This window comes from Serratia sp. (in: enterobacteria) (assembly GCF_046715635.1).
In the GTDB taxonomy this organism is placed as follows: Bacteria; Pseudomonadota; Gammaproteobacteria; order Enterobacterales; family Enterobacteriaceae; genus Chania.
The window spans coordinates 1-11,337 of record NZ_JBKJYW010000551.1; the positions used below are offsets into that span (position 1 = coordinate 1).

The following is an 11,337-nucleotide window of genomic DNA, read 5'->3' on the forward strand; positions in this document are numbered from 1 at the left end:
TATTAACGCTTTCCGCTTCCAACTCGCGGAAATACTTAACGGTTTTCACCTTCAGTTCCATGGTGGACGGTTCGTCACAAACCACCACGGCTTTGGCATGCAGCTGCAGGCAGCTAATGGTCCACAGGTGGTTGATGCTGCCTTCCACTGCGGCTTCCAGCGCCTGTGCCTTGCCACGGCCGGTAACCAGGATCATCACTTCTTCCGCATCCAGCAGGGTACCTACGCCGACGGTCAGGGCATATTTTGGCACCTGGCTTACGTCGCCGTCGAAGAAGCGGGAGTTGGCGATGCGGGTTTCTTCGGTCAGCGTTTTGATACGGGTGCGTGAAGCCAGGGAAGAGGCTGGTTCGTTGAACGCAATGTGGCCATCGAAGCCCACGCCGCCCATGAACAGGTTAACTTTGCCGTAGGATTTCATCTTGGCTTCGTACTGACGGCACTCTTCGTCAACGTCTGGTGCGTTGCCGTTCAGCAGGTTGATATTTTCACGTGGGATATCAACGTGGTCGAAGAAGTTACGGTACATGAAGGTGTGGTAGCTTTCCGGGTGTTCCTGCGGCAGGCCAACATATTCATCCATGTTGAAGGTCACGACGTGCTTGAAGCTGACTTCACCGGCTTTGTGCATCGCGATCAGGTGTTTGTAAGCTTCCAGCGGGGTGCCACCGGTTGGCAGGCCAAGCACGAACGGGCGATCTGCGGTCGGTTTGAAGGCGTTGATACGCTGAACGATATGGCGTGCGGCCCATTTGCCGACTTGAGTAGTGTCTTGTAGTGGGATAAGTCTCATCGTACACCTCTAGGTAGAATAAACTGTGTCTATACTGGTACGGGCAACCACCGTAGCTTAAAGCGTAACTCAGCTTTGTGAAGCGGGTATTAGGGATTACTGCCCGTTGATTTTTTGAATGATAAAATAAGTTTTGTGCGATGGCTAGCAATGTGGCAGTTTAACACTACTTTTTGGTGACATTTGTCACAAAAAAGGAGGTTTTAATTTGCGATACGAAATAATTTTTTTACACTCCGCATGAGTGATACGTGCCAAGCGTTATTTCTAAAAAGGTAGTGAGTTATCTCAATAAACTGCCAATAGGGTCCGGCATCGGACGAATAGGGGGAAAAGGTGAACATTCTTAGTTATTTACAAAAGGTGGGTCGGGCCTTGATGGTTCCGGTAGCCACACTGCCTGCCGCGGCCATCCTGATGGGCGTCGGCTACTGGATTGACCCGGTTAGCTGGGGTGGGGACAATGCTCTGGCAGCCTTGTTCATCAAATCCGGTGCGGCCATTATCGATCATATGTCGGTCCTGTTCGCCATTGGTGTGGCTTACGGTATGTCCAAAGACAAAGACGGTGCTGCTGCACTGACCGGTTTTGTCGGCTTCCTGGTAGTGACCACGCTGTGTTCACCTGCCGCCGTGTCAATGATTCAGAAGATCCCTCTCGATCAGGTTCCAGCCGCCTTTGGCAAAATTGAGAACCAGTTCGTGGGTATCCTGGTGGGTATCATCTCTGCCGAAGTCTACAACCGTTTCAGCGGTGTTGAACTGCCGAAAGCGCTGTCATTCTTTAGCGGTCGCCGCCTGGTGCCAATCCTGATCTCCTTCCTGATGATCCTGGTTGCCTTCATCCTGATGTACATCTGGCCGGTGGTGTTCAACGGTCTGGTCAGCTTCGGTGAGCAGATCCAAAAGCTCGGCTCTGCCGGTGCCGGTATCTATGCCTTCTTCAACCGTCTGTTAATCCCGGTCGGTCTGCACCATGCGCTGAACTCGGTATTCTGGTTTGACGTGGCTGGCATTAACGATATTCCTAACTTCCTGGGTGGCTCGCAGTCTATCGAAGCGGGTAAAGCCACTATCGGTATCACCGGTCGTTACCAGGCAGGCTTCTTCCCAATCATGATGTTCGGTCTGCCGGGTGCAGCACTGGCCATCTACCACTGCGCGCGTCCAGAGAACAAAGCGAAAGTGCTGGGTATCATGATGGCGGGGGCGTTCGCTGCCTTCTTCACCGGGATCACCGAGCCGCTGGAATTCTCCTTCATGTTCGTTGCACCTGTGCTGTATGTGATCCACGCCATTCTGACCGGTATCTCCGTATACATCGCAGCCAGCATGCAGTGGATTGCCGGTTTTGGCTTCAGTGCCGGTCTGGTGGATATGGCGTTGTCAACGCGTAACCCACTGGCCACCCACTGGTTCATGCTGATCCCGCAAGGCCTGGTGTTCTTCGCTATCTACTACGTGGTCTTCCGTTTCACCATCAAAAAATTCAACTTGATGACCCCAGGTCGTGAACTGGCGGTTGCCGGTGACGAAACCGACGGTTATGACGTGGATACCACCGCTGCGGGTAAAAACGAAGATGAAACCACTACCCTGGCTCGTCGCTATGTGAGCGCCATCGGGGGTTCTGACAACCTGACCGGGATCGATGCCTGTATCACCCGTCTGCGTCTGAACGTTAAAGATTCTGCGTTGGTGAACGATGCTCTGGCTAAGCGCCTGGGTGCTTCTGGCGTGATCCGTCTGAACAAACAAAGCGTGCAGGTGATTGTCGGGACTCGTGCCGAACTGATTGCCAGTGCAATGACCAAAGTGATTGCAGCAGGCCCGGTAGCGGCAGCCTCTGCTCCAGCCGCCGCAGCCGCTGCGGCAGAAGTTAAACCGCAGGCCGTACCTAACGCTGCTAAAACCGTGTTGGAAGCGCTGGTAGCGCCGGTAACCGGTGAAGTGGTTGCTCTGGAACAGGTGCCAGACGAAGCCTTTGCCAGCAAAGCGGTCGGTGACGGTGTGGCCATTCGCCCAACCGATAAAATCGTCGTGGCGCCAGCTGATGGCACCGTGGTGAAGATCTTCAACACCAACCACGCTTTCTGCCTGGAAACAGACAAGGGCGCGGAGATCGTAGTGCACATGGGTATCGACACCGTAGCGCTGAACGGTCAGGGCTTTAAACGCCTGGTGGAAGAGGGGGCAGAGGTGAAAGCAGGCCAGCCAATCCTGGATATGGATCTGGAATACCTGAACGCCAACGCGCGCTCGATGATCAGCCCGGTAGTGGTCAGCAATGCGGATGACTATGCTGGCCTGACGGCGCTAGCAACCGGCAATGTGGTTGCTGGCCAGACCAAGCTGTTCGAGATCCAGAAATAAGTCGGGTTTAACCCTGGCTCCCCCGGGCGTTAAACGGGCGGTGAGCAGTATCAGCGGGAAAAGAGCGATCTTTTCCCGCTTTTTTGTTTTTATGCCACGGGAACTTGACTAATAACGGTTGTTTCTGGGCTCTGCTTATTGGAACATAGAAGGTTATATGTGTAGCGCTTTGCATTTGAGGAATAGTGACATGAGTGAGGCAGAAGCCCGCCCAACCAATTTTATCCGTCAGATCATTGATGAAGATCTGGCATCAGGGAAGCATACGTCGGTTCATACACGTTTCCCACCGGAGCCTAATGGCTATCTGCATATCGGCCATGCCAAGTCCATTTGCCTGAACTTTGGTATCGCCAAGGATTATCAGGGCCAATGTAACTTGCGCTTCGATGACACCAACCCGGTAAAAGAAGACATCGAATTTGTCGACTCCATCAAGCACGATGTGGAGTGGTTAGGCTTTACCTGGAACGGCGACGTTCGTTATTCCTCGGACTATTTCGATCAACTGCACCAGTATGCGGTTGAGCTGATCGGCAAGGGCCTGGCCTATGTTGATGAACTTTCTCCCGAGCAGATCCGTGAATATCGTGGCTCGCTGACGGCTCCGGGCAAAGACAGCCCGTACCGTACCCGCACGGTGGAAGAGAACCTGGCGCTGTTTGAGAAGATGCGTAACGGCGAGTTTGCCGAAGGCACCGCTTGCCTGCGCGCCAAGATCGATATGGCCTCGCCGTTTATCGTGATGCGCGATCCGGTGATCTACCGTATCAAGTTTGCAGAACACCATCAGACCGGCAACAAATGGTGCATCTACCCGATGTACGATTTCACCCACTGCATTTCCGATGCGCTGGAAGGGATCACCCATTCGCTGTGTACTTTGGAGTTCCAGGATAACCGCCGTCTGTATGACTGGGTGCTGGATAACATCACTATCCCTTGCCATCCGCGTCAGTACGAGTTCTCGCGCCTGAATCTCGAATACGCCATCATGTCCAAGCGCAAGCTGAGCCAACTGGTGAGTGAGAAGATTGTAGAAGGTTGGGATGACCCACGTATGCCGACCGTGTCCGGCCTGCGTCGCCGTGGCTATACGGCCGCCTCCATTCGCGAATTCTGCCAGCGTATCGGCGTCACCAAGCAGGACAATAACGTCGAGATGATGGCGCTGGAGTCCTGTATTCGTGACGATCTGAACGAGCACGCGCCGCGCGCCATGGCCGTGCTGGATCCGGTGAAGGTGATCATCGAAAACATGTCGCAAGACGTGGAAATGGTGACCATGCCTAACCACCCGAGCCAACCGGAAATGGGCAGCCGTCAAGTGCCGTTCAGCCGCGAAGTGTACATCGACCGTGCGGACTTCCGTGAAGAAGCCAACAAGCAGTACAAACGCCTGGTGCTGGGCAAAGAAGTGCGCCTGCGTAATGCGTATGTGATCAAGGCCGAACGCATGGAGAAGGATGCGGAGGGTGAAATCACCACCATTTTCTGCACCTACGATCCTGAGACACTGAGCAAAGATCCTGCCGATGGCCGCAAGGTGAAAGGCGTGATCCACTGGGTGTCTGCGGCGCATGCCTTGCCGGCAGAAATTCGCCTGTACGATCGTCTGTTCAGCGTGGCAAACCCGGCGGCGGCAGAGGATTTTCTCGCTACCATCAACCCGGAATCGCTGATTATCAAGCAAGGCTTTGTCGAGCCAAGCCTGGCAGCTGCCCAGCCGGAAAAAGCCTACCAGTTCGAACGTGAAGGGTATTTCTGCGCCGACAGCCGCTATTCTACGGCCGAACGCTTGGTGTTTAACCGCACCGTTGGCCTGCGTGATACCTGGGCCAAGATTGGCGCTTAAGCTTAGCCAAGCCTAGCGCGTTTCCTTGCCTGTTTGTCTCTTGATCGGATCTTCTGGTCAAGAGACATCTTCTGTTTTGCTTTGAATGCTACCCTCATGTCGTTTCCCCTCCCGCTTACCGTCCCTGATTTTGGCCATTTGGCCCGCGTTCTTTTACCGGTAACTATAAGCCCATAATAAAATTGGAGTAATAAACTCGTCAGGTTTATCTGGCCTGTACTAAATATTGCATAAGTTTTGAGTAGCTCAACTTGGCTTATTCCTATTACTAAATATCGAAATGGTGGGGAGTTGCGACCACTTATACTTATATTTTACCGCTCTGCGTATTAGCCACAAATTTATTGATCTGCGTTAGTTGTTCGGCTATTCTTGCCAGAAATACAGGGTGGTAAATAATAAAAATCAGCATGCTTTAATAAAGGCATAGTTTATTGTGCCTTTATACTAAGCATGGCTTTTTTCTATCAAGATAGATAATGCCAAGGCTGATTTATACTCACTATATAAGGATTATGTTGTGAAAAAGCTTACTGTTTCTCAAGCCAACTCAATCGTCGGCGGTACCTGCAAAACCTGTTCTACCAAATATATCGCCTCTGGTTTCAAGTGCAATATGGTAACGACCTGTACCGATAAAACCGGTAAAGTCATCAGCCAGGACTCTAAACCTACCGCTTTGGCCAATTGCGGTATCATTGAGAAGTAATACTGAGTAAGGGTATCCTGTTGCCACCCTCCTTACTACCCTTGAGTAGAGGGTTATTGAGCCCGAGTCACGCTCAACCCTGTGTCCAGTAAGGGCGGGTAAGGCATGGATCATTATTCAGCGTTTATTTCAGTGCTGATGCGAGGTTTTTTCGTGTCAGCCTGTTTCGCGACAATAAAGCTAATTGCCAGGCCTTTTTAGGACGCGTTTTTTATGTTCAGAACCCCTCTATTTATTACCCTGTATACGTTAGTGGTTATTATTGTTTCATCACTCATTACTACAGCCTATTTTCACTATTTTGTATTGAACACTAATGACGAACAGCAAAGCCTGGTCGCTTTCGATAATAATAATGCTAACAATAGTCCGATCAAAGAAGGCAATACCCTTATCGAGCTCTTCTCTTATGGCTGCCACTACTGCGCCCTGAATGAAGAAAACATTGATAAGCTGGAAACGCGGATACCTGCCGGGAGCAAGTTGATCCGTTTGCATATCAATAACGAGCAGATGAATGGTTTGGCCAGTTTTTCTTCATTGTTTGCGACGTTAACGGTGATGGGCATTGAACCGCAGCACCGTCAAAGCGCCTATGACGCGATTATCCGGGACAAGATCGATCTGAGTAACCCTAAACATCGTGATGTCTGGCTTCAGGAACAAAACATCGATCCTGCAGAGTACGCCCGTATTAGCCAGACCCCGCAGGTGAAAGCCTTACTGAGCTATATGACTGAGGTCACCCGATATTACAACATAGATGCAACGCCGAGCTTTATCGTCAACAGAAAATGGCTGGCATTGCAGGATCGTGAGTTCCCCGAGTTTGCTGACCACTTGTTGTCGTTATTACAGCATGACAAACCGCTGGAGCCCTAATGCGTTTCTTTGCTGTGTGGGCCTATCTGGCATGGCGAAATAGCCTGGCAACGCTGATGCGTAGTCTGGCGCCCCTGCGCAAAGCACAGAGAAGTGCCGCCTGTTGGTTATTGCAGCACGGTGATTATCGTTGGTTTCTTGTGCTGGCAGCGTGGGGCAGAAGGTTGCGGCTGGGTGACCGGGGGGAGCGTAGGCGTGCTTTTGTGGCCGCCGCCAATAAGCAGTGCTTGCTTGGCGATGGCCGTAAATTGGATTTTGCCGGGATGAGCTATCGTCGGCGGCTATTGGATCTGGCCGCGACCTATGGGCAAAACCCTCAGATACAAGCTCAGATGGAGCGTTGTAAAGCGCAGTTGAATGCCGTGGTGGAGCCTTTGCATCAAGCCGGTTCGCCGGTGGTGCTAGCTCCGTTACATATGGTTTCCGATGTGTTGGCCGGCATGGTTGGGGGAGCTGTTTTCCCTGGTCAGGCAACGGTGATCGTTTCCAGCAGTGTGGAAATCTATCAGGAAAAAGTCCGCCAGCTAGGGAAGGTCAATCTTGCTTATTGTTCGATCCATGACGATAGCAGGGAAATTGCCGGCAACCTGATGGCGGCGATCATGGAGGCAGCGGATCATCGGCGGAACATCATGATCTTCCCTGATATCACTCCCGATTACACCGTAAATGCCAATACAGCAGCAACGGCAAAACTACCTTGTCGGCTTTTTGATCGCCCTGCCAATCTGCACAGTGGAGTGATACGGATTGCCCGGGCGTTATCGGCGCAGGTGGTTTTTTATTATCTGTATTACGACCAGGAACTAAAAATCCATATTGAGCCGCCGGTGGAGGCTCGCAGCCTGAAAGCCAGGCTGCCGGAAATCATTGAAACGTCGATAGCCCGGCATCCTGAAGACTGGCTGTTATGGCACTCGCATTCGTTATTTTTTATCAATGAATAATCTGGAAATTGAAGAAGTCAGATCATGGAAAAGATAATCCCGACGCAGGTTTTTCAAGGTGAAACCAATGAGTGTGGGTTGGCTTGCATTGCTATGCTGGCGCAGACGCAGGGCATCGATGCCCCGCTGGAGAACCTGCGTGAACGCTATCCTGCGTCGCAGCATGGCACCTCGTTAACCACGTTATGTACCATTCTCTCTGAGCTGGCCATACCCGCTTACCCGGTGATTTTCGACCATGGTGAGCTTGCGGAGCTGCCCCTGCCAGCCATTTTACACTATGGTGCCAGCCACTATGTGCTGTTGGCGTACCGCCAAGGCAACTATGTTTGCGTGATGAACCCGGCGATAGGTCAGCAGTTGTTGCCCATCGATGCATTAAAACTGGAAATCAGCGGCTACGCGTTGGTGCTGGATGGTGAAAGCCAACCCGACCTACAGGCACAGGCTAATAAAAAGAGCAGTACGGGTTTCAAAGCCTTGGAGTGCATGAGCCTGAAAGAGACCGCCAGGATGCCGGGTATCTATCGGCTGATGGTGCTGGCCTTTCTGATTTCCTTAACCCTGTTCATCATGCCGACGATGGTGGGCAGCGCCATTAATCAGGTTTACTCCTCGGCGGGTGAAGCCGACTTCCCGTATTTCTATTTCCTGCTGGCGTTTTTTGTCTCTACCCTGCTGGCCTTCGCCGTGCGTTGGGTTACGGAGCGGTTTATCAAACGCTTCGTGGTGGTCAACAGCGTAGCCGGTTTCTCGCGGTTACTCAGTAATTCGCTCAACTTCTTTGCCAAACGCGCACCGGGCGACGTGTTCAGCCGCTTCTCTAACTGGCAGCTGGCGTCCGGCATCAAGATCGAGCTGGATAACGGCCTGCGTACCGATTGGATTATCGGCGCTATCGCGTTAGGCGTCATGTGTTACATGAGCCCGCTGCTGGCGATGGTCTCTGGCGTTGGCGTAACGCTAATGGGATTGATCAGCATCTGGGCCATCTACCGCGATCGCTATTACACCCAGCAGTTGCAGGTAAAAACGGCGGAGCAAAGCGATTTTATTCTGGAAAGCATTCAGGGTTTTTCCACCATCAAATCCGCTGGGCTGGACAGCCAGCGCAAAAGCGTGTTTGCCCGCTACGCGCTGTCTCTGTTTACCTGCCAGCAGCAGCAGAGAATTTATGAGCAGGTAAAAAGCAGCCTGTATCAGCTGATCGGTAGCCTGGAGATGGTGTTTTTCATGCTGCTGGCGTTGCCATTGTTGAAAAAGGGGGTTCTGACGCTGGGGGAGTTTTTTGCCTACAGTTTTGTGCGGGAGATTTTCACCTCGTATATCACCAAAATATTCTACGCCATTTTGCAGAAGAACCAGCTGCACGTCATCGATACCCGTGCGCGGGATCTGTTTCCTTCCTACTCAGAACATGAAGCGGCGTCTAAAACGCTCCCGCAGTTCAGCTCTCGGTTGAGTTTTCACCATATTGTCTTTGCCTACGATGCCCAGCAGCCGGTGCTGCATGATTTGTCGATATCGCTGCAACCCGGCCAACGGATTGCCATTGTCGGTGAGTCGGGGACGGGCAAAAGCACGCTGCTGAAAGTGATAACCGGCCTGATGGCTCCGCAGCAAGGTGAGGTGGTGGTCGATGGTCAGCCGGTCGATTACCGGCAGATACACACCTTGTTCTTCCTGCAAAGTCAGGAAGATATTTTGTTTAATGCCTCGGTGTTAGAGAACATCACGCTGTTTGATGAGAACCTGGACGAGCATCGACACCTGCGAATCAAGCGCTCTCTTGAGGGGCTGAATCTGCACTCGGTAGTAGAAAAACTGCCGGGTGGCCTTAATGCCCTGATCCGTGAAAGCCATGCTGGCTTGTCCTTGGGGCAGCGCCAACGCCTGTTATTGGCACGGGCAATGTACAGCAACTGCCCGGTGCTGGTGCTGGATGAGCCCACGGCCAACCTGGATGAAAATACGGCGCATCAGGTGATGACGACCTTGCTGGCCCATTGCCGTGAACAGCACAAAACGCTGATCACCGTGACACACAGCGAAAGCGTGCTGTCGATGTTTGATCGGGTTTATCGCATGGACAATGGGGGTATGGCGCAGGTTGATACCCTGTTCGCACCGCAACCAGACCTGACAGCGGCAGCATACTCATGAAAATTAAAATGACAGGGAAGAAGTTGCTGATGGCGGTGCTGGCATTGGCCGCATTGAGCGGTGTGGTTGTCTGGTATGCCATGACACCAACCTCAGAGGGTGCCCTCAACACTGTCGAAATTACCCGCGGTGATATTGAGAAAACGGTGCTGGCCACCGGGATACTTAAACCGTTGTTGCAAGTCAGCGTCGGAGCGCAGGTCAACGGGCAACTGCAAAAGCTGTATGTGAAGCAGGGGGATCGTGTCACTCGCGGGCAACTGCTGGCAGAGATTGACCCCACGTTGCAGCAGAATGCGCTACGTAAATCAGAAGCGGCATTACAAAGCGCGCAGGCGCAGAAACAGGTCACTCAGGCGATGCTTAAACAGTATCAGCAGGAACTGACCCGGCAGCGCAGAATGGATCGCGAAGGTTCCGGCATAAAAAGTGAGTTGCAGAAAGCCCAGGCCCAGCACCAGACGCAGGTCGCCCAGCTAAAGGTGAATGATGCCCAAATCGTTCAGGCGCAGATGGAGCTGGAAACGGCACGTGCCAACCTGGGCTTTACCCGCATTGTCGCGCCGATAGATGGTGAAGTGTTGGGGATTGTCACCAAAGAGGGGCAAACCATTGTCTCTTCTCAAACCGTCCCCACCATTTTGGTGTTGGCGGATGTCGATACCATGTCAGTGCATACCCGCATTTCAGAAACGGACATTCTCAAGGTTCGCGTTGGGCAGCCACTGTGGTTTTACGTGGTTGCCGATCCGAAAAAGCGCTATGAAAGCGTGATGGGCTCGATCCAGGAAGCGCCTGGCGAGGCCTTGCTGGACGACAGCCTCGCGACGTCTTCCAGTCAACAAGCCTCTGCGGTGTATTACAACGGCGTTTTTGTTATCGCCAATGCCCAGCGTTTGCTACGAACCTCAATGACTGCCCAGGTGTTTATCATCACCGAACAGGCCAGGAATATCCTGCGTGTGCCGGTTGCCGCCTTTGGCGCACAGCGGGATGCAGACCGCTATCAGGTGCAGGTGATGAATGGCAAGCAGCTTGAACTACGTTGGGTCCGTATTGGGCTTAATGACCGCCAGTTTGCCGAAGTCAAAGAAGGGCTCAACGAGGGAGATCGCGTGGTGCTGAGCTCCTCGGTGACGGGAAGCGATCATCATGGCTGAACATAGCGATCCTTTGATCGTCCTGCGCGGCGTATCTCGCCATTTTGTGTCCGGATTGCAGACGGTGGCGGTGTTGAAATCTATCTCACTCACTATTCAGCGGGGAGAAATGGTGGCGATCATTGGCGCTTCCGGATCGGGTAAATCCACGCTGATGAATATCATCGGCTGCCTGGATAAGCCGACGCAGGGGGAGATGTCCATCAAGGGTATTTCCACCCCACAGGCCAGTAGCGAACAGTTGGCTCAATTACGTAGCCAGTACATTGGATTTATTTTCCAGCGCTATCATCTGATGCCGTACCTCAGCGCCGCTGAAAACGTCGCCATCCCGGCTCTGTATACGGCGATGCCGACGGCTGAGCGTCAGCAACGGGCCGAGTATTTACTGACCCGGCTTGGGTTGCAGCAGCGTATTCATTACAAACCGGCCCAGCTTTCCGGTGGGCAGCAAC

The 11,337-nt window shown here is 52.7% G+C and carries 9 protein-coding genes; 8 read left to right on the forward strand and 1 reads right to left on the reverse strand.

The window, feature by feature from the left end; all coding sequences use genetic code 11:
* A partial coding sequence (gene nagB / locus ACLQ7H_RS28585; protein WP_411755589.1) for a glucosamine-6-phosphate deaminase occupies positions 1 to 793 on the reverse strand: 793 nt, incomplete at its 3' end.
* Positions 794 to 1,129: 336 nt separating this feature from the next.
* Between nagB and nagE the strand changes: the two genes are divergently transcribed.
* The 8 genes from nagE to ACLQ7H_RS28625 all read left to right on the forward strand — a co-directional run.
* Entirely contained in the window at positions 1,130 to 3,166 is a 2,037-nt protein-coding gene (gene nagE, locus ACLQ7H_RS28590) for an N-acetylglucosamine-specific PTS transporter subunit IIBC (RefSeq protein WP_411755590.1), read from the forward strand.
* A 190-nt stretch (positions 3,167 to 3,356) separates the two neighbouring features.
* The gene (gene glnS, locus ACLQ7H_RS28595; protein ID WP_411755591.1) at positions 3,357 to 5,021 is read left to right on the forward strand and encodes a glutamine--tRNA ligase; all 1,665 of its coding nucleotides are present in this window, start codon (positions 3,357 to 3,359) and stop codon (positions 5,019 to 5,021) included.
* Between the two features lie 520 nt (positions 5,022 to 5,541).
* Positions 5,542 to 5,730, forward strand: coding sequence for a DUF4762 family protein (locus ACLQ7H_RS28600; protein ID WP_024483185.1), 189 nt, complete (start codon positions 5,542 to 5,544; stop codon positions 5,728 to 5,730).
* 213 nt (positions 5,731 to 5,943) lie between these two features.
* The gene (locus tag ACLQ7H_RS28605) at positions 5,944 to 6,612 is read left to right on the forward strand and encodes a thiol:disulfide interchange protein (RefSeq protein ID WP_411755592.1); all 669 of its coding nucleotides are present in this window, start codon (positions 5,944 to 5,946) and stop codon (positions 6,610 to 6,612) included.
* Positions 6,612 to 7,559, forward strand: coding sequence for an ABC transporter (locus tag ACLQ7H_RS28610; RefSeq protein WP_411755593.1), 948 nt, complete (start codon positions 6,612 to 6,614; stop codon positions 7,557 to 7,559). The genes ACLQ7H_RS28605 and ACLQ7H_RS28610 overlap by 1 nt, the downstream gene beginning before the upstream one ends.
* A gap of 24 nt (positions 7,560 to 7,583) precedes the next feature.
* Positions 7,584 to 9,722, forward strand: coding sequence for a peptidase domain-containing ABC transporter (locus ACLQ7H_RS28615; protein WP_411755594.1), 2,139 nt, complete (start codon positions 7,584 to 7,586; stop codon positions 9,720 to 9,722).
* The gene (locus ACLQ7H_RS28620; RefSeq protein ID WP_411755595.1) at positions 9,719 to 10,882 is read left to right on the forward strand and encodes an efflux RND transporter periplasmic adaptor subunit; all 1,164 of its coding nucleotides are present in this window, start codon (positions 9,719 to 9,721) and stop codon (positions 10,880 to 10,882) included. The genes ACLQ7H_RS28615 and ACLQ7H_RS28620 overlap by 4 nt, the downstream gene beginning before the upstream one ends.
* Positions 10,875 to 11,337, forward strand: a 463-nt coding sequence (locus tag ACLQ7H_RS28625) for an ABC transporter ATP-binding protein (RefSeq protein WP_411755596.1), incomplete at its 3' end; no start/stop codon positions are given. The genes ACLQ7H_RS28620 and ACLQ7H_RS28625, both read left to right, overlap by 8 nt.

Coding starts and splice junctions, on each gene's coding strand:
- glnS (WP_411755591.1), top strand. CDS start 3,357: ATGAGTGAGGCAGAAGCCCGCCCAACCAATTTTATCCGTCAGATCATT.
- ACLQ7H_RS28605 (WP_411755592.1), top strand. CDS start 5,944: ATGTTCAGAACCCCTCTATTTATTACCCTGTATACGTTAGTGGTTATT.
- ACLQ7H_RS28610 (WP_411755593.1), top strand. CDS start 6,612: ATGCGTTTCTTTGCTGTGTGGGCCTATCTGGCATGGCGAAATAGCCTG.
- ACLQ7H_RS28615 (WP_411755594.1), top strand. CDS start 7,584: ATGGAAAAGATAATCCCGACGCAGGTTTTTCAAGGTGAAACCAATGAG.
- ACLQ7H_RS28620 (WP_411755595.1), top strand. CDS start 9,719: ATGAAAATTAAAATGACAGGGAAGAAGTTGCTGATGGCGGTGCTGGCA.